Source organism: Shewanella canadensis, from assembly GCF_003966225.1.
GTDB classification, from domain to species: domain Bacteria; phylum Pseudomonadota; class Gammaproteobacteria; order Enterobacterales; family Shewanellaceae; genus Shewanella; species Shewanella canadensis.
This window is the reverse complement of the sequence record NZ_RXNU01000003.1, coordinates 199,265-224,052: the sequence shown is the minus strand read 5'-3', so window position 1 is coordinate 224,052 and position 24,788 is coordinate 199,265. Positions and strand designations below refer to the sequence as shown.

Below are 24,788 nucleotides of genomic sequence, written 5' to 3'. Positions count from 1 at the left end.
AATAGTTAATTAAACATCCCTACATAAGCTACAAGGAGAGTAAGCTCTCGCCTTGCAGGTAAAAGCGGCATCAACTCTCCTAATAAGCTTCACCTGAACTTTCACCTCCTGCCAGTCAGGAATGTGTTCCCCTCTGCTTCAAATTAGGTTTTTTATGGTTTTTGTTGAATTGTTCGTTGTCCTCGCGTTTATCTATCTTGGTGCCCGAATTGGCGGCATTGGTATTGGTCTGGCTGGTGGCGCTGGCGTCTTGGTTCTCTCGTTATTTTTGGGCGTCGACACGGGCCATATTCCGGTAGATGTGATTCTCATCATCATGTCGGTGATTGCAGCTATCGCCGCCATGCAGGTCGCGGGCGGTCTGGAGTGGCTGGTCGATCTGTCAGAGACGTTTCTGCGCAAGAACCCTAAACATATCACCTTCTACGCCCCTATCGTGACCTACTTTATGACCCTGCTGGCGGGCACTGGTCATACGGCATTTTCAACACTGCCGGTTATCGCCGAGGTGGCTAAAGAGCAAGGCATAAGACCATCGAGACCACTTGGGATCTCGGTCGTTGCCTCACAAATAGCCATTACCGCCTCCCCGATATCGGCCGCAGTCGTATTCTTTTCCGGGATTTTAGAGCCTCTGGGAGTGAGTTACCTAACCCTGCTGGCTATCTGTATCCCCACCACCTTTATCGCCTGTATGGCCGGGGCTTTCGTCTCAAATTTCTTAGGCTGTGAACTGAAAGATGATCCGGTTTATCGGGCACGCCTCGAGAAGGGGTTAGTTAAACTGAAGGGGAAAACTCAAAGGGATATTCTCCCGACAGCCAAACCCGCCACCTATATCTTTATCACGGCCATTGCCGGTGTCATTGTTTACGCCACCTTAATCTCAGACACGGTAAATCTTATTCCAAACCCATCCCTGGGTCGCAATGAAGCGATCATGGTGTTTATGCTTTCGGCGGCGACCGCAATTGTGACATTCACCAAAATCGATGCCTCAGAGATTGCTAATGCGCCTACTTTCAAGTCAGGAATGTGCGCCTGTATCTGCGTACTAGGTGTCGCGTGGCTGGGAGACACCTTCGTGTCCAGCCACATTAACGACATTAAAGCACTCTCTGCGGATGTGCTTAATCAGTACCCCTGGATGCTTGCGGTGACCCTGTTTTTTGCCTCTATGCTGCTCTATTCCCAAGGGGCTACGACAACTGCATTGATGCCGGCAGCCTTAGCCATTGGCGTGGCCCCCATCACGGCTATCGCCTCATTTGCAGCCGTGAGTGCCCTGTTTGTATTGCCAACCTATCCGACGCTGTTAGCCGCGGTGCAGATGGATGATACCGGCTCGACTCGTATCGGAAATATGGTATTTAACCACCCATTCCTTATTCCAGGATTAGTCACCATATCGACCTCAGTAGCATTAGGGTTTGCGTTTGGCGGAATGATGCTTTAATCAGAGAATCGCATTAAAGCTAAAGTCATTCTTGAACAAAAGTTTGTTTACTTGTCCGATAACAAGTTACAAGTATCTTTTCTTCTGACTTTGTGGGAATTTAGCTCGATATTTAATGGCATGGCTTCAAATTAATTTATAGCCTGCGGCTCGCTGATTGTGCAAACACTTCTGTGACACGCCGCAAGCACAATCCCTGTGGGCTCTGCCGTGACATCCTTGTCACGGAAGGTCACAGCCGCGTTTTCACTTGAGTGTTTATCTCTTCGACTTAAGCTTTACTTGTTATCACGATTTTGACAGAAGTGAGCTGGAGGTTTGTCTCTAGCTCATGATTTTTGAAATAAATAGGGCAGATTTAATGCGTCTGTTCGTTAGCAATCAGCCCCTGCCTGCAGAGCGACAGGGGCCTTATCCTATTACTTATGTTTCGCTAACTATTGTTTCACTGATTATTTATGTTTCGCTAAATACTTATGTCTCACCATAGGTTTTCATCAGAAAATAGCGCGCAGGGCTGCCTGAGAACTCAGGTACCGACCCGATAATCTCAAACCCCAATTTTTGATAAAACACAGGGGCTTGGATTGACAAGGTATCCACTTGAGAAACTAAGCAGCCTCGACCTTTGGCCTCGTCTTCGGCTAACTCCATCAGCTGACGTCCCAGTCCTGTGCCTCTGTATTTTTTATCGACCCAAACAACCCCAATTAAGAAGTTTCTGTATATGGTCCGCCCGGAAACTCCTCCGATTAATTCACCATTATCATCCCGGCTGATGACCGACAGTGGGAGCGTTATTTCATCCCCCAACTGTTCATGGACATATGCCCGCACGCCCTCAACCAGTTCATTCACCAGTATGGGATCTTCTTCCTTAATCACTTGAAACTTCACTTAACGCTCCTCGGCTATCACTCTTCAATTGGCTAGGCCAATTGCACTTAGGATTGAATCAAAACTTAGCTAGGCCAGAAATCAGACAGAGACTCAAAACCTTCGGGTGGAGTTGCTGATGCACGCCAATAAGTACGGCCATCATCGGTGCGTTTAAGCAGTTTATGGTTGCAAAGCTCCCGGCGGATCAGAGCAAAATCCTCAAAACCGAGGAAGCCCTTTAAGATGTCATTAACTTGCCGTTCGCTATAGCTTTTCTGGTACTGAAAGCGACACCAGAAAAACCATAAACTTTGTTGTTGGATAGCATACTTTGAAGGCCAGGTATGCATGATGTAATCTGCGCTCATAAAGGGCATCAGCCGTTTAGGAATAGGGACAGATAGACTGGATTGCGAAGATAATTGTTCAGCATGCTGCTGACGCAATTGCTGGAAGTTTTGTAAACCCGTCGCCTTGGCCAGGATATTTAGCATCTCTACATGGCTGGGAAACGACTCATGTTGTTGCAACTGTTTACGTAACGATTTAGCCAACGAAGAGATATCGTCGCAGCTAAAAGGGGTCAGATTTTTTGACATAGGATTTACCCGTTTTCTGGGTGCCTAATAATCGAATGCAGCAGCATTCAAGGGTCAGTGATCGCCATTCCAAACAAGGCACACAAATCTTCAGGTAGCCTGAAATCTTAAATTGGATATCCATAGTGCTATCAGCAGGTTTAGCGCTGCGCTCAATAAAAAGTGCAGTGGCGATGCCTGGGTGAACTGCCGACCCTGAGATTATCTTAACGGGGTTAGGATAAATTGCAATACTCAAGGTTAGGCACTTGTCCGATAACAAGTTTCAAGTATCTTTTGGGGTTGGGTTCATTGGGCAGGCTTGGTACATAGTTTGTTTGCCAGATACCCTAGCGTCATCGGTGTTTATTGCTTGCAGCAAACAACCGCACTACATACAAAGCGATGCTGAAACAATGATCCTGAAACCATGCTCCTGAAACCGTGATGATGCGGGCAATATCAACTAATATTGATTTATGGAGAACAATCAATTCAAGCAAGCATGCCTGGAAAAAATCATTGCGGACCACCAAAGTGGCTCTGCTAAAATTGCCTTCGTGGCGCTTCAGTCCCTTGCAGACTATAGTCAGCGAAGTGTGATGACAGAGCCGGCGACCTATCTGAAAGACTTGAACTCCTTTGCCCTTGAGCTGCAACAAACGCGTCCTAGCATGGCTATGCTGACCAATATCATCGATGCCTGGCGACAGGAAGTAAATAAGAATGAGAACAAAAACCCGCAATCAAATCTAATGACCTTAAAGCAAGTCGCACTGGTCAAAGCAAACGGTTTAATGATGCAATCCAGCCAAGCCAATGATCGCATTGTTCAACATGTTTGCGAGCTGATTGCAGACAAGAGTGTCGTTCTCACTCATAGTATCAGTTCTACGATTATCAACTGCTTTACTAAGCTGGCAAAGAAAAAGATAAGCGCGATTATCACTGAATCCAGACCGGGTAATGAAGGCCTTTTAGTCGCCGAAATGCTATCGAAATCAGGCATAGAAACGCAATACATCACTGACGCACAATTGGGTTTGTTCATGCCAAAAGCAGATGTTGTTCTACTGGGTGCCGATTCGATTTTGGCGGACGGTTCAGTCGTTAATAAAGCGGGGACTTATCTTACCGCCTTGGCGGCCCATGATGTCGGTATCCCGCTTTATATCTGTGCAGAAAACTTTAAACAAAGCAGGAAAACCTATGAAACCATTCATTTGGAAGAGATGGATACCACCGAAATAAATTTACCTGACTTGCCCCATATCGAACCGAGAAATATCTATTTTGATGTCACCCCGGCCAGACTGATCAGCGGATGGATAAATGAACATGGTGTACAAACTATTACGGGGGTGCCATCTACTTAAGGTGCGCCATGTAAAGATACTCTCGAAACATTGCCCAGATTAATGATCTATCCCACTACACAGATTACAATTTCATATATTTCACATCGTTTTCACACTGCTGCCAATACGCTTATTTTCTCTATATTGAAAAAGGGAATACTATGCGTTACCGATATTGGCTTACTTTAACCCTACCAATGTTTATCACCACTGCATACTCAACAGAAACAACCTCTTCTGAACAAGAATTTGAGCAAAAATTTGAGCAAAAAATAGAACAGGCCATTGTTGAGTTTGAGCAAACGCCGAGAGAATATTGGTCTTATCATCTATCACGTTATGAAAATGAAGAAGGTGATATTACCCAGAGTATTGAGCGCTATACGCCAGCTGCAGACATAGATAATCCTTGGGTCTTAGTCAGTGCTAATGGCAAGGTTCCTACAGCGAAAGAGCAAGAGAAGTTCGTGAAGACAAAACGCAAACAGGCAGAGAGTAAAGGAAGTGGCGGAAATTTTTCGCTAAAACTACGAGAGCTAATCAACCTGGATGAACTTCAGCTGGTTACCAATGAAGAGAGCCTTATTATTATGAGCTTTCCCGTGCAGCTAGCTAGGTTGGGCGATGATGCCGCAGGCAAACTGCAAGGGAGATTAACTTACAATCAGCAAGAGCAGTTCATAGAAGAGATAATGATCGTCAATAGTGCTGAGTTTTCGCCTATGTTTAGTGCATCTATTTCTGAGCTAACGCTGACCTTTAGTTTTATTAAGATTGATAGCGCCGTTTTACCTCATCAACATAAGATGGACATGAAAGGACGCTTTGCTTTATTTTCTGAAATAGATGAAACCTCCACTGATACCTATTCAGATTATCAATATACCGGCAAGCCTGATAAGAGTTTAAGCAAGTAAGCAGCTAAACAAATGCGATTGATATTTTTGTGCCCTGGTGACTAGATACGTTTAGTTGCCAGCCTTGGTGTTCACACAAGCGTTTGACAATAGATAAACCAAAACCATAACCAGTGCTTTGACTCCCTTTTACAGCGGGTTCCGTGATATGTGAAGTGATTGATTTTTCAATTCCTGGGCCCGTGTCTTCAATGACTAACTTCTTATCAACAAAGCGAATATTAACTTCACCTAAGTCTGTATATTGAAAGGCATTACTCAGTAAATTATCCAACAATACTTTTAGCATTCCTTGTTGAGCAAATACGCTCGCATCACAATTATCATCCACTCTTACTGCAACAGATTTTTGTGCCAGTAAATAGTGGTGATCCAGTATCGCTTGTTCTATCAATGGCAGCAGCTTGACTGAATCTTGAACTGCATTGGTGTGCTCTTCTCTTGCAAGCACGAGTAAGGTGGTTACCGTCTGTTCCATCTGTATCGTGGCGTCAGCTATGCGATCTATGAGACGGTGAGATTCATCAGTAATGGGGTTTTTCTCTTTATAAAGCTCAACTGCATTTTTAACGATGGCCACCGGCGTTCTTAATTCATGGCTGACATCGCGAGTGAAGCACTTTTCTCGTTCTAACGCCTGACTTATTTGGCGCATCGATTGCTCAAGGGTACGTGCCAAAATGCCAATCTCATTATTCGGGTAATTGTGAGCGAAACTGTCAGGAATATTCTCGGGGGCAACGCCATCAACCAGTTCAGCAAGATCCCGCAGTGGTTTTGCCGTTTTTCGGCCAAGCAGCCAAGCAATCAAACATGCAATTAATGTTAACGCTATGCCGCTGTATACTAAAAACGTTACCACTTCGCCACGAATAGGACGCACTAATAATTTTTGGCTTACTTCGGCTACCAGATAAGTTCCCGGGTATTGTGGAAACTGATACAAGTGATAATGGCGCCCTTCTTCACCATAAAATTCAGCCCGATTCGGTTGACGGATAGATTGTTGTTTTAGATCTTGAGGAAAACTGTCTTTTGAGAAATGTAGCGTTAGATAATCGTGTCTGATTATTGGCCACGCCCCGTTTTTTTGGTATTCACTGCTGAGATAACTTGCCTCTTGGGTAACTTCTCGTTCAATAAAAGTGTCTTCGATGCTGTATAAAAGCACAAAACTAAACAAACCATAAATAACTGACATTATTAAGGTGAAGATACAAAACTGGGCGACGATTCGCCTGCTGAGACTATGGAATTTCACCGAGCTATTATTCATTGTTAATATCCAAAGTAAAACCAATACCATGTACCGTTTTCAAGATCGGATAATCAAACGGTTTGTCCAATACATTACGTAACTGATAAATATGAGAGCGCATTGCATCGGACTCGGTAGGTTCGTCGCCCCATATTTTTTGCGATAAAACTGAACGGCTAACCACTTGTGGGTAAGCCTCTGCGAGTTCTGTCAAAATACGAAAGCCCATGGCATGCAAATTAAGTACTTTTCCATCACGCGTGGCTTGTTGTCGCTTTCGATCAACGCTTAAACAACCTAAGGTGAGTATGTCGTTAGTCTGCAATAGGTGACGTCTGGAAAGCGCTAAACATCGAACTTCAAGCTCTTGTAAAGAAAAAGGTTTTGTTAAGTAATCGTCAGCCCCAGCGGTAAAACCAGACACCTTATCTTCGATACTATCTCTTGCTGTTAACATTAATATGGGGATATGGCGCGCCGACTTTGCTCGTATTTGTTGGCAGACTTCAAGACCGTCCATCACGGGTAAGTTCAGGTCGAGTATGATCAGGTCATAGTAATTTTCTAAGGCGAGATCGAGCCCATGCTGACCTTGGCCGGTAAAGTCGAATACATGGCCTTTCTCTTCCATGTACTCAGATATGTTGCGTGCGACACTAAGTTGATCTTCAACGAGTAATATCGAAAGTGAAGCAGGTTTACTTGTCATAGCAATTTCCAAACATGGTTGGTTAAACTTCCGACATTCCAATTCCAGGCCAAAACACAAAAGACAAGTTCCTCAATCTTGGCTGTCGAGGCACCTGTCTCATTGCTATATGTCTATTGTTAGAATGCTGTTTGTAACATGTCTAACGCGGGTTTGAAATCAGGTTTAGTTATTAGTAGTTGATTGAGCGTTGCTTTAGCTTGATCAACCTTGCCCAATTTATGCTGTGTCTTAGCGATTTGCATATCTAACTTCGGATTATTAATTGTTTTTTGCGCAACTATCATTAACGTTAATGCATGTTCAAATTGCTGATCCGTTTGTGCTGACTTTTGATAATAGAAACCATACATGCCAACGAGTGGTAGTTGATACTGCTCTGGTTTACTCGCCAGTTCATTAATCGCTTCATTCTCTCCTGACAGAAACTTAGCGATGACCGTCATGGTTTTATCTTCGCTATATTGTTCAGCATCAACCGGGGTTAATCCAAGGCTTGTTACCAAGGCTGTTGCGACACCAACAGTAGACACCGGGTTTTGCCCTGTGATTAGGCGGTCATCAATGGCCACATGACTTAACATCATATCACTCGATTGAAATTTAGCGCCGCGTTCAACGAGTTTATCTTCCAACATGAATTCGAACTTGCTTAACCATTTTTTGCCAAATAATTGCTCTTCCTGGTTGGTAAAACTATTAACTGCTTTATTGGCAACCAGGTAGCTACCGTCACTTAGCTTTACATCAACTAACGCGGCTGGCCCGTGGCACACTGCCGCTACACTGCCTTTTTGTTGATAGATGTTAGCAATGGCTGTTTTTAATGCTTCATCCTTAGGTAAGTCAAACATGGCGCCTTTACCACCAACAATGAATATAGCATCGTAATTTTGCGCGTTAAGTGCTGTGGTTGCTAATGTGTTGTTCAGCATTGCCATCGCTTCAGCATCCGCTAACACTTTGGCGTTATAAGGTTTGCCTGGGTCATATTTGTCGGCAACAACTTTGCCGCCTTGGGGGCTTGCCACATCAACCGAAATGCCATTGTCCTTAAATACCCTATAGGCTTTGGCAAACTCATCAAATTCATAACCCGGTTTTTGTTCACCTTGCTGCTGTCCATAGCCACTTATCACCATCACAATTTTCTTAGTCTCGGCGGCAACACCAGGCTGTATGGATATAGCGGTTAATGTGATAAACATCGCCAGCTTAATTGTCAGTTGTTTGGTTCGTTTTAATAGGGCTTTCATCAATATCTCCTCCAATGATTTATGCACAGTGTTACGGCTTCACCGTGAAACAGATGTGAAATAGTTAAGCCTCAGACATTAATGTTCGCACCGAGCTGCGCAAACTATGCCTACTGGCATAAATACCGAAGCAAGTAACCGAACATAAAACGAGCGAAAGCGTAAGCAGCAACCAGATAAAGTCAGGTTGATAAGTCAACGAGAACTGAGATTGATAGATCAATAACCCGGCTATATAGGTGCCCAATATTGCCCCGGCGGCTGTAATGCCCGCTGTAACTAACCATTCAATAATATTGAGTTTAAAACAGGTACCCCTTGTAAAACCAAAGCTCATGATAATGCTGTTTTTCTTTTTTTCTTTTAATTCCAGCGCATTAACCGATGCGAGAATAACAACACTAGCCAGTAATATAATCATCAGCGAAAACCCGCTAATCACCTTAGTGATCATGGCCAGAATGTTATCGAACCGAGCAGTCATCTCTTTTAGCGACGTCATACGCAATGTGGGGAATTTTTGCCACAGCGGCGTCAACAGATGAAATTGCTGATCACTTAACTCCATACTCGCCATGTTGAAATGAGCCCCACCAATATGCGCGAGTGCCGCAGGAGGCATCTGCACCCAAAAGGTCATAGAGCCGCCACCGGGTTTAAATTCATGACTGGCGGCTATGGTAAACTTGATGCTTTGCTGGCCAACAACAAAGGTTAGCGAATCGCCAAGGGTTAACCCCAAATCTGTCATTATCTCCTGTTCGATTGATACCTGTTGCCAATCTTGACTGTTGCTTTGCCACCATTGCCCACTAACAACACGATTATTGGCCGGAATAACCTGAGTCCAATGCAGTCGAATGGCATTGGATAACGTGGCTAAGCTATCGCTGGGTTTTTGCGTAAACGCAGCTAATCTTTGCTCATTAACTGCAATAAGCTTGGCGTACATATAGGGTTTACTCTGACGAATGTTTATGGCGTTCTGCTTCGCCCAGGTTTGAATATGGGTCATTTGACCTTGAGTTGCCTGGGATACAATAACGTTACCGTCGTGCTCTCGTTGATAAGAGGACATGCTGGCCCCCAGATCTTTTAGCAGCATTAAGGTAAACAACAGCATAAATGCAGATAGACCCACGCCAATGATCTGTGTGCTCTTACTGAGAATGCGCTGTTTCATCATAAATAGCGCAAAAGGAATCAACCCCGAAATCTGCTGAGTGAGCTTCTCTCCCAGGGTCAGAGAGCTCCAACTCATGATTATCATTAACCCTATGGTAATGACGATTGCGCTGACCATCATCAAGGTTAGCAGGCCGTTATCTGAATAGCTTACCGCAACGCCTGATAGCACCAGCAGGCTACACATTTTACTGAACCAATGGCTAAGGCCGGAATTGTTGTTATGAAATAATCTCCCGACTGAGTTTTTATACAGAGAAAACCACACAGGTGCGTGAAATACGGCGAAAACAAGCGAAATAGCAGCGACAGTTCTCACAACGGGCCATAAATCCCAGCTCCATTGTAAGTCAGAAAATGTGCCTCCTAACCAGTTAACAATCGACCAGTGAGCTGCGGTTGATAACAGTAAAACGGCTGGCAACAAGGTGACAATTCCCAATAACCACTTAAACATCGACACCTGAACCCCTGTGAGTTTAGAAGCGCCCAGGCTCATACATATGGCCGAAAAGTACTGGTCTTTTTTCATATGTATTTGGGTTAACTGCTCAATGGCGATAGCTGCCATAAAAAACAAAATGATGGATGCCAGCCCTAAAAAATTCTCGGTTCGTTTCCAAAACAGGGCGAGAGGATGATTGCCCTTCTTGTGATAAACCTGTGCTGCGGGTAAGTATGCTTGTTGCCACTTTATCAGCTGGTTCGTTTGTTCGGTATCGGCGTTAACTAAGTAGCGGTGGCGGATAAGCTCTGCTGAAAACCCTAACCCATTCATGTCTGCCGGATTAATCATGGCGCGCATAGCAACGGTATGCCCTTCCATTAAACGATCGGGTTCGTGCAACAGCACCCGAGACACGATAAAGTCCTGCCCAGCGATGACAATCACGTCACCTATATTCAGTGACAAACTTGCAAACAATCGAGCGTCTAACCAGATATCTCCAGTATTGGGGCCACCTTTGGTTACTTGTCCCGTTCCGTGCAGAGTTGTCGCCGTTAATAACTCTCCTTGCAATGGATAGCTATCATCGACGGCTTTTAGTTTCGCCTGTTGCCATTGAGCCCCATGAGTCAGAGTCGTGCTAACTTGTTGGGTTGTCGCTATCTTATTAGTTAACTTTGACAGGGCTGATAGCTGCTGTTGTGTCAGCATTGGCTGCTGACTGATCACCGCATCGGCTCCCAGTAAACCCTGTAAATTATTTTGGAGATAATCTTGTATGCTGTTACTCGTCAAGCTTAGCGTGATGATAAATATCATCAATATGCCTTGTGTCCAGCGTAACAATCTCTGATAGGAAGCCGATTTTTGTTGTTGGAAAAAGTGCCACGCAAGCCGAAGATTTTGGGATAACATTATGCCACCTCAACATTTGCCAGCGGGTTATTAAGTTGGCCATCGGCTAATGAGAATACCTGTTGAGCACGATTGGCCAGCGCGTCACTGTGGGTAACAATAACCAGCCCGGCGTTGTTTTCCCGGCAGCAATCAAACAAAATATCGGCAATACTGGCCGCGCTATCTTTATCCAGGTTTCCTGTTGGTTCATCAGCAAAAATAAAATTTGGATTGAAAACGAGTGCCCGAGCTATCGCCACACGTTGTTGCTCCCCCCCACTTAATTCACTTGGCTTATGATTTTCTCTGTGTTGTAAACCAACCTTTTCCAGCCATATCTTTGCCTTATTCATAGCCCGCTTATCACCTCGCAGCTTTAACGGCAATGCCACATTATTGAGTGCGGTGAGCTCAGGCAACAGATGAAACTGTTGAAAAATAAAGCCAATGTCTGTTTTCAAATAGGCTAATGAATGGCTTTGGCCATTTTTGGAATAGATTCCCTGGCCAGAAGTTGGCTGCTCTAAGCCAGACATCAACATTAATAAACTTGATTTACCAGCTCCGGAAGGTCCCGTAATCGCGTAAGACTTACCTTGCTCGACTCGCAAATTTAGATTGTTAAACAAGGTTACCTTTGATTGAGTAGCCTGAAATGACTGACTAATATTTTGTAGTTCAATGTAGCAAGACATGATTAAGACTCTATTTACTAAGCTGTAGCGCTAATGTAAGTAGTGACTTGTGAAACGGATGTGAAATGCCAGGGGTTCAGGGGCCAGTCCAGCCTGGACTGCCCACGACTTTAGCGCCAGCCATACTCATTTCTGGACACTGGCGAGTTAGAGAAACTCATCTCATCTTTTTACCTCAATATACTAGGTTATTAATACACCATTCTCACACTGTTTTGTCCCAATGATATCGCATAGAGATGCCATAGAGAGGAGGTTAAGCTAATTTTAATATAAGTTGTTTCTAAAAAATAAAATGAACCACCTCTCATGCTAACTCGCAAGACTCGGTAATTAACAAATATCAACATCAGTAACTTAAACTGAATATAAATTTTCATCTCACCATCTATACATTCACACCCCGCTATTATGACCTCAACTTGTTAAGCAACGATTCACTCTAGAGGTCAACATCATGAAAACTATTCTCGCTATTTTCCTAGGACTCGTTCTCATCAACGTAGCTGTAGAAACTGCCGATGTGGTCTTTGACATCGCAGAAGATATCGCTGAATTTGATGGTGACTTTGACTTTGACTTTGACTTTGACTTTGACTTTGACAACGATAACGATAACGATAACGACTTAGATATCGAATTCGACTAAACGTCTAACGAACACATAAAACGCACCTAATTACAAAATTTAAAGAAGAGGTTTAACCATGAAAAAGCTGACTTTACTACTGATTGTTCCAACTCTACTTTCAGCAAATGCATTTGCTGAGTTTACAGGCTCTACTGCTCAAAGCTCTCAGTCGAGCGTACCATATACCACTATTACAGAGTTTCGAGCCCAAACTGATATCAGCCAAAGTGATGGCTTATTCGATATGCTGATCACTGGTGCGAAGGCTGATGAGATGGAATTCATTTTTCAAGGTAACATCGTCAATCAAATTGATAGCGATACCTATACCTTCAATGACGGCACCGATTCCATCATGATTGACCTCGATGAGTCACTATTTAACGGACGTGATGTCTCCCCACAAGATACCGTTATTCTTTACGGCGAAGCGGATTATGAAGAAGTAGGGTTGTACTTTGATGTAGATAGACTCGAAGTGAAGTAAATGGAAGTCACACAGCTTATCAGTGCCATTAGCACTATTTTAAAAACCTTGAAGGCCAGCGATTATGCTGGCTTTCTCTATTCCCTTCATTCACCCATTGTCGCTGCCATGCATACTTTCTTGCAAAGTAAAATTTTTACCAACCGGGTGAAAAGCCGAAAATTACAAATATAAACAAAACTTACACCAAAATATCAAACCTGATGTAAATTCATGTCTCACCATAGATACAGTCACCACATCGTATTATGACCTCAACTTGTTAAGCTGCGATTCACTCTAGGGTGTCAACATCATGAAAACTATTCTCAATATTTTCGTTATTTCCTAGGACTCATTCTTATCAACGTAGCTGTAGAAACTATTGAATCGACCAGACTAACTTAGACGTAGTCTTGATTCATAAAATAGGCTTGATCATAATCTGTGGGTGACTAAAAGGAGTATGGGCCACAGTAGAGGTGTAGGTCAAACTTGACTAAACTTGCTCGAAAAACATTATAGACCTTACACTGAATACCCATTTCTTTAATAAATTGAAAAATACAATTTTCAATTAAAACTATAAAAGCATTGATGCTGTAGGTTTTAGTTGACTACAGCACCAGTACATATCAGTATAATTTGTTGGGTTTTCAGTTTATTCTACTTTTTACTCACAGTCGCATTACCTTCACTCAAAATATAATCAAAACCATCCTGAATATAATAAATGACAATACCGTCGACACTGTCTTTCGCGCTGTTGATTCTTCCACCGAAAACAAGTGAGTTATCACCATCCCAATCAATTTCAATATCAAAATCTAAAGAGTCTAAATCCACACCACCTCTGTTGATTTCATTACCTGTGAACACTCTGTTTGAGCCGCGGTAATTATAGGAAATTCTTGTTGCATCTCCAGCATTATCAAATTCAACTTCAAAATCAGAAATGGAATCAAACGCCATATTCATGCTCTCAAAAGTCCAGACACCACTAATATCTCCGTTTGAAGCATCTGAAGGAATATCGACAGTAACTTGAATCGTTTCAGACTTTGTCACATTTCCACTGGTATCGATTGCCTCAGCGTAAAGTGAATAAACACCATTACTTGCAGCAGTTAATAATGGCTCAAATGTAAAAGGCGTTGAGCTGTCGGTGCCACGAAGCACCCCATTTCTATAGAACTTTACATTTGCAACTTTTACGTTGTCTTCCGCTTGTGCTTCAACAGTAAAGTAACCTCTTGATGTTACAACTGTCCCACTTGCAGGGTTAGAGATAATTACTGTTGGGCTAATGGTATCATCTTCAGTACCTGGAACTGATGCCTTCGTAATTGAAGCAGAGCCAGTTCCTATTTCAATATCGCTATCATCTACGAAGTTAAAAGCTATATAACCTGACACATAATCTCTACTAGAATCTAATATTCCAGTGAAAGTAATACCATTGTCATCGCCCCAATCTAGTTCAATTTCAATGTTTTCATCAGTATCGACATCTACTCCTGAACGAGTCATTTCTGTACCGGGAATAGAATAGTCAACGCTATTAAATGTATAAGTTAAAGTTTCAACTGTCAGATCATCATTTAACGTTAACGTTAAATCGTTAATAGCGCTATCAACTAAGCGTTGACTGGCAAATGACCATACACCCTCATTAGGATTTTCTCCACCACTATTTGGAATGTCAACCGTAACATTTCTTTCTTCTGATAAGGTACTATTTCCATATTCATCATAAACCTTTAATAGTAACGTAAGAGAACCATTACTAGCTGAAGTTAATTTAACAGTATGGCTGTATGGAGGTGTTGTATCTTTCTGAACTAGCTTACCATTAATATAAAATTCAACTGAACCGATATTCATATCATCTTCAGCAGTAGCATTAATAGTTAATGCACCTCCTTGAGAGAATCTTGCGCCATCAGATGGCGATTCTATCTCAGCTATTCGCGGTGGTATTGTATCTTCAGGCCCGGTACCTACTGGAATATCAACGATCAAATTAATCGCGTCACTATTTGCCGTATTACCTGCCGCATCATATGCTTTAGCAGTCCAACTATGCACTGCATTTAATGAGGAATCCAAAGACCATCGATATTGATATGGTGCTTCATCGTCTTCGAAGATAACTACATCATCTTTGATGAATTCGACTTTAGTGATGCCAGAATTGTCACTTGCCGTAGCTGCAATGGAAACAAATCGAGCTGATGTATAGGTAACGTCAGAAGATGGACTAGTTAATTCGACATACGGAGCCGTAGAATCTCCTGCCGGAGGTGGTGTTGAGTCTTCTTCGCCCCCTCCACAAGCGGTCAAAATGCAAAGTATTGCAGCATTAATCATTATCAGGTGTTTCTTTTTCATGACACTCTCCTGGAATGTTAAAAGCCTTACAGAATGGTTACATATACAACCAAGAGTGTACACCTCTGCTACACTATGACAAGGTTAAAAGGCAGGGCTACCATTAGTTTTTCCTCACTCCCAATGTATCCTCAGATTATAATAATCACCGCTAAAAGGTTCATATCCACTGATGAGTGTGTTTATGAGCAAGAAACGACGGGCAAGTTAACTTGTAAATGGATTACACGCCGAAGGCTTATGCAAAACATACTAGACAGCCACGCCTTTTGCCTTACAATTCAAAACTCGATGTGGGCTGGCTACTGCTATCTTGTTGGAGGTGGTCGAAGTACTACGTCCACTCTTTATAACCCACAATTTCGCAAGTGCTAATCAAATATTCCTTAGCCAGCGCAACCAATCCTCTCATTTCTTTGAATCAGGTGTGGACGCAGCTAAATCTTTTGAAACTAAGATGATCTCATAGAGCTTATATGACCCCTCGAAAGAGGTTTTTCTTTATCAAATAACCAATGAATATTTCCAAAGGGCAGCCAAATTAACTATGCCACTTCAGTCATTATTAACTGTAAGTGAAGGTTGTTTTAAAGAACTCATCTCATCTTTTCACTTCAATATACTAGGTTATTAATACACCATTCTCACACTGTTTTGTCCCAATGATATCGCATAGAGATGCACATAGAGAGGAGGTTAAGCTAATTTTAATATAAGTTGTTTCTAAAAAATAAAATGAACTACCTCTCATGCTAACTCGCAAGACTCGGTAATTAACAAATATCAACATCAGTAACTTAAACTGAATATAAATTTTCATCTCACCATCTATACATTCTCACCCCGCTATTATGACCTCAACTTGTTAAGCAACGATTCACTCTAGAGGTCAACATCATGAAAACTATTCTCGCTATTTTCCTAGGACTCGTTCTCATCAACGTAGCTGTAGATACTGCCGATGTGGTCTTTGACATCGCAGAAGATATCGCTGAATTTGATGGTGACTTTGACAACGATAACGACTTAGATATCGAATTCGACTAAACGTCTAACGAACACATAAAACGCACCTAATTACAAAATTTAAAGAAGAGGTTTAACCATGAAAAAGCTGACTTTACTACTGATTGTTCCAACTCTACTTTCAGCAAATGCATTTGCTGAGTTTACAGGCTCTACTGCTCAAAGCTCTCAGTCGAGCGTACCATATACCACTATTACAGAGTTTCGAGCCCAAACTGATATCAGCCAAAGTGATGGCTTATTCGATATGCTGATCACTGGTGCGAAGGCTGATGAGATGGAATTCATTTTTCAAGGTAACATCGTCAATCAAATTGATAGCGATACCTATACCTTCAATGACGGCACCGATTCCATCATGATTGACCTCGATGAGTCACTATTTAACGGACGTGATGTCTCCCCACAAGATACCGTTATTCTTTACGGCGAAGCGGATTATGAAGAAGTAGGGTTGTACTTTGATGTAGATAGACTCGAAGTGAAGTAAATATGGAAGTCGCACAGCGCATCATTGCTATTGGCATTATTTTATAAACCTTGAAAGCCTGCAATTACGCTTAATGCCGTTCGCTTAAGCTACATCGTTTATACTTAAGTGGATAGCGGTAAGGAGCATAAAGCACTGAACCTAGATACGTTCGGTGCTTTATGCTATCTGGAAGGATGCAGTGTCCAATATCTAGTCATCTGTTTCAACTTCATAGGAAGTTATCCATCTGGTGCCAATGCTAAACATCGAAGCTGAGTACTTATCAAACCAATTGCCATCGTAAAACTAATTCGAGTTAAGACTACCACCTATTAAATATGAGATTATAAAGCATTCACCCCCCCTCCTTTATCTGACATTAAGGCACTTTGTAGTGCTATTAATCTCGCTCTCCATATCTCTGTCAATTCAAGTTTTCTCGCAAACTTGAAGTTAATTGGCATATCGTTGTGTAAATCAGTATCAGCAAACCATTATGGGTTCTCACAGACTTTACTCGACGCACTATCATAATTGGATTCCGAGTAAACCCTTTAACCGAAACAACATTGAAACACCTGAATACATTAGGAATGTTCAAAAATTCCACCTCTCCCGTATCCGTTCTATTCTGAAAAGGCGCAACATAATGGTAAACTTGGTAACTACCAGACAAATTATCGGCTAGTAATCAAATTCGGCGGTGGTACAGTGAACTCACTAAAGTGAATGATAAATGGTATGAGTAGGCCCTTAAGTTATGACGAGCACCTAGAGTTAACACTCTATCGTGGTTTTTATACTGTCTTGCACGATATCAATCTATTTTAGAGCAAGAGCGGGCTGCTTGAAGGGGCAGGTACAAGATCTATATGATTAGATGGCATCATTATTGACTAACAGCCTGAAGCTGTCACCCTTTACCTGGCTCTCGCTTCAGGCTGATGACAGGTCGTTGGCCATTGAAAATACATAATATTCATAGGTAAGATAAATGATTCGTAGGTTTGTTTTAATAAGTATTACAGTTGGTATTTCACTTGTGTTGTTCGTGACAATAAATAATGAATCGACGAAACACCCGTTACCTTCGTATCGATTTGATAATTTTGAAGAGTATGTCAATCACACATCCCATTGGCTTTCTAATCACCGATATTTCTTTTCATCTAACCATCAGTTTGAGTTGATGGCCAATAGTCCTTTTGAGATGTTACCCAAAGGAGATGTTCATGGGGCAATACTGCTGGTGCATGGTTTAGGCGACTCTCCCTTTACATTCCGAGGTGTAGCACAGTCACTCTCAAAGCAGGGTTTTACCGTTCGTACAATTCTACTTCCAGGGCACGGCAGCCAACCAATAGATATGCTACAAGCCAACGTAAAAGATTGGTACTCAATAATAGAACACCACACTGATTTATTGCTGAAACAGTATGACAATGTTTGGCTTGGTGGTTTTTCTACAGGTGCTAATCTCGTAACCAGACAAGCGATGTTAGATGAGGACGTTAAAGGTCTCGTACTATTTTCTCCAGGCTTTAAGCCTTATTCATCGTTTGTACAGTTTTCCACACTAACTAGCAAAATTAAGACATGGGCTATTCAAGAAAAGGAAGATAACACTGTAAGGTATACTTCTCAAACCTTCCATGGCGGTGGTGAGTATTACAAATCATCAGTAGCTGTACGCCGTTTATTGGAAAGCGAAAGCTACACGAAGCCAGTGTTTATGGCGTTAAGCGAAGATGATACCGTCATCGATGCAGAATACGCTAAACTTCGCTTTAGTGATACATTCACACACCCTGGTAGCAAATTGTTATGGTTTGGTGAGCGCGCACCAATTATACAAAGGGCCTCGCATTTATCTGTACGCTCGGAGACACTTAAAATATCAACAGGTTCGCACATGTTTGCATTATTCTCTCCAGCTAATTCTTATTATGGGACAAGAGGCACATTCAGGTTGTGTCGGAACGGACAACCAGAGGCCCTAACTGCAAAATGTAAGGATAAAAAGAGTGAGGTTTGGTATTCACGTTTCGGCCATGTTGAAGAGGGCAAAGTGCACGCTCGGCTCACCTTTAACCCTCATTACAATACAATGATCGATAATATCAGTGATTTTCTACAGTCGAATCACTGATAATTTGCTCATATTTCTGTTCGAGTAACAATTTAAAATTCTGCTGATGATACAAATCATTTAGTCGAAGACCGTCATGATAAATGATTGTAGGAGAGAATAATGCATCCTCTCCTACAGCCATTACTGCAACATTATCAGGGCTAATAGTGTAGCGTCCTACGGTCTTCTCAACAGGCCAAGATACATCGTTAAAAGACTCAAAAATAAGCTCTGAACAGACAATTTCGTTATTTGTTTCCACATCAAAATTGAAATCATATGGCTTGCCAACCTGAGCAAACGTATGCAAAAGGTAGCGCCGCTTTTGTTCATCAGTCAATTGGTTTGCTCGAACCACAGCTAGGTCATCAACATTCAAAAAATGACTTAAGTTATTGATCTCTACCCCTTCTCGTAATGCCTCGACAATTGACTGATCACTTTGTATAGCAGCTTGAAAACTAGGCCCCTGATAACCTCGTTTAGCACGTGCATACGCCTCTAATCTAGGTAATTCATCCCAAACGCCTAACCTTTTAAGCTCTGGTATAGCTTGTTTCCCCCCAACCCAAATTGCGACATGCCCCCAATGACCAGGGATAAAGCTGTCCGTAAGACGAAATGGGGTCTTTTCGAGCAAAATATCCAATGGTTGAAGCTCTTCAATAATGCTATCAATCTCTTTTTGAGCCATACCTTTAAGCTTGCCTTCACGGGATTCAAACAAACCTGAAACATTCCCAACTCCCTGACTTATAACAAATACTGCATCATCAACAAACTCATAAAATCCATCTTCGAATTGATTAGAAGTAATATCTATAGCTATTTGAGTCTGCTCGAAATTTGAAAGAGTCGGTAGTCGTTGATAAGCATAGCTATTTGCAAGTACTTTATTGAGAAACTCATGTTCATTAGTAAGATGCACACTTTCAGGCATTGCCTTAATGAGCAAGATCGTATCTAATGTTTCTTCAAACATACTTTGATTTACAATTTCCTCGTACATCTCCTCTACAAATTGGCCGGCTTCAGCGTCAATATCTCCAACCTCGAACTGTCTTCTTCCTTCATCACGATAAGTATATTTCACCAAATTAACTAAATAGGCATCAAAAAGTGTCACTCTTGCTACCAGCCAAAGTTTATTACGCGCAATGAAAAGTTGGCCTAGTTTGTCATCAGGGTTGATAGATACCACCAAGTCATAACTGAACCAGTCAATCCCTTCAGCAATCAATAAAGTAGTGGGTTTATCAATGTCATAGGCTACTTTAGAGTCTAGATTTTTATAGGCATCCATAGCGATAGCAATAGTAGATAATTCGTCCCAATTACTTTTTATCTCTTTTAGTATTTCCTCTACCTTTGCTTGTTCTAGAGACGACAAATGCTCCGCCTCAGATAGGTTCTGATTCATAGACTCAAGCAAAAATTCAAAGCGCTGCTTATTCTCTACAGCTGTAAAATATGCAGGTATAAAGCGTTGGTACTCTATCTGAAACTGAGTTTCGTAACTGTCAACATTCTTATTAAGTATATTTTGCTGTTCGCTCAAAGTTTTGTTATCAGTACTGACCCCACAAGCAGATAACAAACCGGTAAAAACCACCAGTAACCAACTAATTTTATTCACGTTTCCACTTTCCCTGTCACTTTAAACTGCCATCCTACACATTTACTTAAATGGAATATAAATCTTAAGCTCACCAAAGGTTAAATCCCACCTCGGCATACTGATTTTTATTCATTAAGAAAAAAGCACAGGAAACTATATGAAACCTATAAGTATTATAATCATTACACTCAATGAAGAAAAGCGAATTGGAAGCTTGTTAGAGAGCTTAAGCCTGCAAACATATCAAAATTTTGAAGTCATTGTTATCGACTCAAACAGTCAAGACTCAACAGTTCAATTAGCGCTGAGCTACTCTGAGATTCTGCCGTCACTTACCGTAGAAAGAATAGCCACTAAAGGAGTCGGTCTCGGACGAAATACCGGTGCCAAGCTAGCCACACATGAACAGCTCCTGTTTCTAGATGTAGCCGATTAGTCGTGTGTAACATCTCGTATGGATATTGGAACGAGTCCGTTGGGCTGGATAGGTAATACAGTTTGGTTTTTCTGAGCAGGATGGTGGTTAGTAATTGGTCACCTTATCTCCGCTGTTGCCTATTTATTCACGATAACTGGCATTCCATTTACCCTACAACACATAAAACCAGCACCAATATCACTGATATCTATTGGTAACAGACATTTTTAGTAAATAAAAACAACTCGAAAATCTACATTATGTTTAGTCTCAATCAAAACATAATGTATTTGTAATTCAGCCGCTTACTGCTGTACTTTTTTTTCGTTCATCCATTTATTATGAACCTGTGCCATGAATAACGCTAACGAATAGCCAATTATACATCCAGAAATCACAGCGACTAACTTTTCCACACTAAAGTCTATTGAGCTTGCAGCAAATACGGTTAAAAAACTACGTAACGTAAAAGCAAAAAAATAGTTATTCAAGGTTACGGTTGCCGGTATAAGTAAAACGCTCAAAAATCCCAAAAACTCATACTCTATACTATGATATGAAAGAGTACAGGCAAAACCAACGGCGACAATTGTACCTAATATTCGGTGCTTAACCTTTTTTTTCATTGCAATGGATTCGCCTGTACTTACGCTCACCGCAGACCAAACAATCCATTCATAATGACCAATCGAGTAGTACTCCGCAATTAAAATCGTTAACCCAACGGAGAAGAAAACCGCAACGGCGGTCAACCATGTTTCAACCACCTTGTTTATATTCGAATCGAATTGCCATAACTTATCAAAACGAAGTAATGGCCGTTTATCTAAATAGCTAAGTCCAGTAGCGAAAATTAAGGTGGGTAATGCCAGTAATGGAAAGTACAAGATATACTTATACAAAACTTGCTCATGTCCAGAATCAACCTGACGATACAGCTCATTGGCAACATAGAGCGCAGGTACCATTACAAATGTGCCATAAGTTATTAGCTTCTTATCCCCTCTGGAAAAGCCGATATAAAAAGAACATATTATAGATGCACATATGGCAAATAGGTACGCATCATGTCTAGCCCAATAAAGGCTAAGTGAACATACTAACACTTGTAATAAATGTAGAACTAGATTAAAAACATCACACCGAATAGAATAAAAAACGATGAAACTGCAACTTGCTATTAGCCCCATAACTGCAAATAGAGATGATCCAGTAAGTACATACAGTACGTAGCTAGGAAACGCGCACAATAGAACGAGAACTAACTCTTCTTTATTAAACCAATTCATTATTTAGAGTTCGCCTGCCTAAGCGTTAGGCAGGCTTTTAATCCGCCACGAACTCCCGCTTCGAACCCAACTTTGCCACGATAACTATGTGCCATTTCGGCTACAATATTTAGACCTAACCCGGTACCGGGCGTTGTTTCATCCAAGCGGTAACCTCGTTGAGTAATCTCATTAAGCTTGTTTTCGGGAACTCCTGGGCCGTCATCTTCAATAATAATGGTAACTTCATCATTAATACCTTTAGCTAAGGACACAGAAATAACTGAGTTTGCCCATTTATAAGCATTCTCTATTAAGTTCCCTAGCATCTCATCCAAGTCGCGCCTTTCAACTGCAACATACAGGGCATTATCTAGTTCATTAACTAAAACTATCCCTCGTTCGCTATAAACCTTGTTAAAAGCCTGCTCCATAGCATCTACGCGCTCAGCAGGGCAAGAGCTCACTGACAAAATATTAGGAGAACCAGCCATTTTTGAACGACCCAAATGATAGTCGATATAATGTTGCATATCGTTAAGTGGTTTATCCCATTCAGCTCGCTCGGTTTCAGGTACCTTTTTTACTAAATTCTTAAATATAGATAATGGCGTTTTTAGAGCATGAGATAGGTTACCTGCATGATTTTGAGCTCTTTCCAATAGGTCCTGATAGTGAAATACCAAGGTATTCAAACTCTCGACTAAAGGGGAGACCTCTAAAGGGAAGCGTCCAGTCAGAGAGGTGACTTCTCCATTTTTTAACTTCTCAAGCTCTTCTTGCAAAGAAACTAAAGGGCGAATAGCCCAACCTACCTGAACAGTGATAATGGCTATTAAACATAGAATAAAAACCATAAAAATCAACCATACATCTTTCATTAACTTTTGTGTTGTCATGGCTATTGGGTTGTTATCTCTACCGACCAAAATACTGATTGGGCTCGGGTAACCTTCAAGAAACACCTGACGCTCAATATAAATTAGTGTTTCACCTTTTGGGCCCACCCGCGTTTGTTCATTATTAACGACGGGTTCATTCCATAAAGAACGTGAAAGGAGCTGAGAGGTAGGAGTTGTTATTTGCCAATAGAGCCCTCCATATGGTTTCCTAAAACGAGGATCTGGCATTTTATGTTCAAAAGCTAGAGCGCCTTCCTCAGTAAGAGCTAAGTTCTCTTCCATTAGATCAATTAACAAATCAATTTGCGTTTTCACGTTCCTATGTAAATGCTCATTAATCACTTGGGGAATCAAAATTGCGACTAGCAACACAACCGGTAGTAACCATATAATCGAAGAAAGAAGTAAACGGCTCTTTATACTTCGAGTTGCTAAAGTGTTATTCTGCATATAATTTATACCCTAGCCCCCGTATAGTTTTGATGACAGAGGACGACGTTTTTTTACGTAGGCGACCGATAATAACGTCAATCGTATTAGAGTCACGATCGAAGTCTTGCTTGTAGATGTGCTCTATTAGTTCGAGTCGAGGGATAACTTTACCTTGGTTGTGAATGAAGTAAGCCAAAACTTTGAATTCTAGTGCGGTAAGATTAAGTACAGAACCATTCCACTCGATTTGAGAGGAGCGAGCATCTAACATTAACTTACCCGCTTTAATTGTATTGGAGGCGCTCCCCGAGCTTCTACGAATCAACACACGAATTCGGGTAATAAGTTCTGCCATTTCAAAAGGCTTAGTCAAGTAATCGTCGGCTCCAGCATTTAAACCATCTAGTCTTTGACTCAAAGAATTTCTAGCGCTTAATATGATGACCGGTGTTGAAATTCCTTCATCTCTTATTCCTTTCAGCACTGTCAAACCGTCGATTTTCGGTAGACCCAAATCAAGTACAATCATATCCCACTCTTCCGACGTAGCACGGTACAAAGCATCGATTCCATCACATGAAGATTCAGACACCCAGCCAGACTCATCTACAGACTGACAAATCTGTTCGTTTATTTGCGGCTCATCTTCAATGACTAAGACTTTCATTTCTTCACTCCTCTGCTCTGGTTTTTAAGTAATTTAACATATTGACTATATCCTATGGAGTGACTTAAACCGAAAATAAATACATTACTCATGAAAGGTAAAAAACATCTCGCTTAATATATACCCATACCTAAAGAGGAGAACCCCATGATAGAGCTACTTGCAGATTTCATTATTTTGTTATTTCAATGCACTATTGATGTTTTGTGGTACTGGCTATCTAGTACTGTTGAATCTATTTTTTCAATTGATTTTGTAGCTTGAGCTCCGACTTGTCGTTACTTTTACTAAAATCATCTCTTAAAATAACTAAGTAACTTTAGTGACTTTAGTGACTTTAGTGAGGATGTATTCTTTCAACTCTTTATAAGCATAAATATGCAGGTTTAGCTCCAATATTCTATTATGGATAATTTCGTGATTTTTGTAGTGTGTTGAGTATAACGAAACTCGTTTTGGGGCAGAAATGAGTTACGAAGCCCAGCAACAAAGCCAAATCGAAGAGATAACTTTCTTTAAAATCAGCAGGTGCAGATGCGGCTGTGGCCGTTGACAGCATGGATGCTGTCGTCGAGCTTACATGGAAGTATTCACAGCAAGCCACAGAAGTATCTGCACTTTAGGGTCCTTTATCGGCATCTGCCCCATAGGGATATGGGTAATGTCATGATGATGTCGGGAACATCATTGAACTACCACCACGACATTTGTGCATCCCTGCACGGCACGA

General features: G+C 41.5%; 22 protein-coding genes and 1 pseudogene. 11 read left to right on the top strand and 12 right to left on the bottom strand.

Annotated elements, in window-relative coordinates:
• The first annotated feature begins 154 nt into the window (after window positions 1-154).
• Window positions 155-1,456 carry an anaerobic C4-dicarboxylate transporter gene (locus EKG38_RS07120; protein ID WP_126519592.1) on the top strand — a complete coding sequence of 434 codons (1,302 nt, stop codon included), beginning with the start codon at window positions 155-157 and terminating at the stop codon, window positions 1,454-1,456.
• A gap of 474 nt (window positions 1,457-1,930) precedes the next feature.
• Here the strand turns inward: EKG38_RS07120 and EKG38_RS07115 are convergent, their stop codons facing one another.
• On the bottom strand, window positions 1,931-2,353 hold the full coding sequence (locus tag EKG38_RS07115; protein WP_126519591.1) for a GNAT family N-acetyltransferase: 423 nt from the start codon (window positions 2,351-2,353) through the stop codon (window positions 1,931-1,933).
• A gap of 65 nt (window positions 2,354-2,418) precedes the next feature.
• Window positions 2,419-2,934: a DUF2087 domain-containing protein gene (locus EKG38_RS07110; RefSeq protein WP_126519590.1), complete on the bottom strand. Its 516-nt coding sequence runs from the start codon at window positions 2,932-2,934 to the stop codon at window positions 2,419-2,421.
• Window positions 2,935-3,392: 458 nt separating this feature from the next.
• Here EKG38_RS07110 and EKG38_RS07105 point away from each other — a divergent pair, with 458 nt between their 5' ends.
• Both EKG38_RS07105 and EKG38_RS07100 read left to right on the top strand, forming a co-directional pair.
• On the top strand, window positions 3,393-4,289 hold the full coding sequence (locus tag EKG38_RS07105; RefSeq protein ID WP_126519589.1) for an eIF2B alpha/beta/delta subunit family protein: 897 nt from the start codon (window positions 3,393-3,395) through the stop codon (window positions 4,287-4,289).
• Window positions 4,290-4,432: 143 nt separating this feature from the next.
• On the top strand, window positions 4,433-5,188 hold the full coding sequence (locus EKG38_RS07100) for a hypothetical protein (RefSeq protein WP_126519588.1): 756 nt from the start codon (window positions 4,433-4,435) through the stop codon (window positions 5,186-5,188).
• A gap of 4 nt (window positions 5,189-5,192) precedes the next feature.
• On the opposite strand, the gene EKG38_RS07095 is transcribed toward EKG38_RS07100, so the two are convergent.
• The 5 genes from EKG38_RS07095 to EKG38_RS07075 all read right to left on the bottom strand — a co-directional run bounded on the left by EKG38_RS07095 (window position 5,193) and on the right by EKG38_RS07075 (window position 11,636).
• On the bottom strand, window positions 5,193-6,464 hold the full coding sequence (locus tag EKG38_RS07095) for a sensor histidine kinase (RefSeq protein ID WP_126519587.1): 1,272 nt from the start codon (window positions 6,462-6,464) through the stop codon (window positions 5,193-5,195).
• Complete coding sequence (locus tag EKG38_RS07090; RefSeq protein ID WP_126519586.1) at window positions 6,457-7,155, bottom strand: response regulator transcription factor; 699 nt, start codon at window positions 7,153-7,155, stop codon at window positions 6,457-6,459. The genes EKG38_RS07095 and EKG38_RS07090 overlap by 8 nt, the downstream gene beginning before the upstream one ends.
• A gap of 119 nt (window positions 7,156-7,274) precedes the next feature.
• A complete protein-coding gene (locus tag EKG38_RS07085; protein WP_126519585.1) occupies window positions 7,275-8,411 on the bottom strand; it encodes a type 1 glutamine amidotransferase domain-containing protein in 1,137 nt (378 codons plus the stop codon).
• A gap of 64 nt (window positions 8,412-8,475) precedes the next feature.
• Window positions 8,476-10,863, bottom strand: coding sequence for an ABC transporter permease (locus EKG38_RS07080; protein WP_246033112.1), 2,388 nt, complete (start codon window positions 10,861-10,863; stop codon window positions 8,476-8,478).
• 95 nt (window positions 10,864-10,958) lie between these two features.
• Window positions 10,959-11,636: an ABC transporter ATP-binding protein gene (locus EKG38_RS07075; RefSeq protein WP_126519583.1), complete on the bottom strand. Its 678-nt coding sequence runs from the start codon at window positions 11,634-11,636 to the stop codon at window positions 10,959-10,961.
• 457 nt (window positions 11,637-12,093) lie between these two features.
• On the opposite strand from EKG38_RS07075, the gene EKG38_RS24915 reads away from it, so the two are divergent.
• Genes EKG38_RS24915 through EKG38_RS24910 form a run of 3 tightly spaced genes read left to right on the top strand, consistent with a single transcriptional unit; the run spans window position 12,094 to window position 12,928 of the window.
• On the top strand, window positions 12,094-12,285 hold the full coding sequence (locus EKG38_RS24915) for a hypothetical protein (RefSeq protein WP_185826807.1): 192 nt from the start codon (window positions 12,094-12,096) through the stop codon (window positions 12,283-12,285).
• 58 nt (window positions 12,286-12,343) lie between these two features.
• Window positions 12,344-12,754 (top strand): YgiW/YdeI family stress tolerance OB fold protein, encoded by a 411-nt coding sequence (locus EKG38_RS07070; RefSeq protein ID WP_126519581.1) that lies wholly within the window; start codon window positions 12,344-12,346, stop codon window positions 12,752-12,754.
• Window positions 12,755-12,928, top strand: a complete 174-nt coding sequence (locus EKG38_RS24910; protein ID WP_185826806.1) for a hypothetical protein — start codon at window positions 12,755-12,757, stop codon at window positions 12,926-12,928.
• Between the two features lie 471 nt (window positions 12,929-13,399).
• Here EKG38_RS24910 and EKG38_RS07065 read toward each other — a convergent pair whose 3' ends face one another.
• A complete protein-coding gene (locus tag EKG38_RS07065; RefSeq protein WP_126519582.1) occupies window positions 13,400-15,124 on the bottom strand; it encodes an Ig-like domain-containing protein in 1,725 nt (574 codons plus the stop codon).
• A gap of 897 nt (window positions 15,125-16,021) precedes the next feature.
• Here EKG38_RS07065 and EKG38_RS24905 point away from each other — a divergent pair.
• The 3 genes from EKG38_RS24905 (at window position 16,022) to EKG38_RS07055 (ending at window position 18,771) form a co-directional block, all read left to right on the top strand.
• Window positions 16,022-16,171: a hypothetical protein gene (locus EKG38_RS24905; RefSeq protein WP_185826805.1), complete on the top strand. Its 150-nt coding sequence runs from the start codon at window positions 16,022-16,024 to the stop codon at window positions 16,169-16,171.
• A gap of 58 nt (window positions 16,172-16,229) precedes the next feature.
• The gene (locus EKG38_RS07060; RefSeq protein ID WP_126519581.1) at window positions 16,230-16,640 is read left to right on the top strand and encodes a YgiW/YdeI family stress tolerance OB fold protein; all 411 of its coding nucleotides are present in this window, start codon (window positions 16,230-16,232) and stop codon (window positions 16,638-16,640) included.
• 976 nt (window positions 16,641-17,616) lie between these two features.
• A complete protein-coding gene (locus EKG38_RS07055; protein WP_126519580.1) occupies window positions 17,617-18,771 on the top strand; it encodes an alpha/beta hydrolase in 1,155 nt (384 codons plus the stop codon).
• Here the strand turns inward: EKG38_RS07055 and EKG38_RS07050 are convergent.
• Window positions 18,743-20,389, bottom strand: coding sequence for a YiiX/YebB-like N1pC/P60 family cysteine hydrolase (locus EKG38_RS07050; RefSeq protein WP_126519579.1), 1,647 nt, complete (start codon window positions 20,387-20,389; stop codon window positions 18,743-18,745). The genes EKG38_RS07055 and EKG38_RS07050 overlap by 29 nt on opposite strands.
• 139 nt (window positions 20,390-20,528) lie before the next feature.
• Here EKG38_RS07050 and EKG38_RS07045 point away from each other — a divergent pair, with 139 nt between their 5' ends.
• Window positions 20,529-20,807, top strand: coding sequence for a glycosyltransferase family 2 protein (locus EKG38_RS07045; RefSeq protein WP_126519578.1), 279 nt, complete (start codon window positions 20,529-20,531; stop codon window positions 20,805-20,807).
• An 87-nt stretch (window positions 20,808-20,894) separates the two neighbouring features.
• Window positions 20,895-21,020, top strand: a pseudogene (locus EKG38_RS25185) (YccF domain-containing protein); the annotation flags it as partial.
• A gap of 74 nt (window positions 21,021-21,094) precedes the next feature.
• On the opposite strand, the gene EKG38_RS07035 reads toward EKG38_RS25185, so the two are convergent.
• The 3 genes from EKG38_RS07035 to EKG38_RS07025 form a co-directional block, all read right to left on the bottom strand.
• A complete protein-coding gene (locus EKG38_RS07035; RefSeq protein ID WP_185826804.1) occupies window positions 21,095-21,757 on the bottom strand; it encodes an FUSC family protein in 663 nt (220 codons plus the stop codon).
• Between the two features lie 320 nt (window positions 21,758-22,077).
• Window positions 22,078-23,409: an ATP-binding protein gene (locus tag EKG38_RS07030; RefSeq protein WP_126519576.1), complete on the bottom strand. Its 1,332-nt coding sequence runs from the start codon at window positions 23,407-23,409 to the stop codon at window positions 22,078-22,080.
• The gene (locus tag EKG38_RS07025; RefSeq protein WP_126519575.1) at window positions 23,399-24,058 is read right to left on the bottom strand and encodes a response regulator transcription factor; all 660 of its coding nucleotides are present in this window, start codon (window positions 24,056-24,058) and stop codon (window positions 23,399-23,401) included. Before EKG38_RS07025 ends, EKG38_RS07030 begins: the two co-directional genes overlap by 11 nt.
• Between the last annotated feature and the right edge of the window lie 730 nt (window positions 24,059-24,788).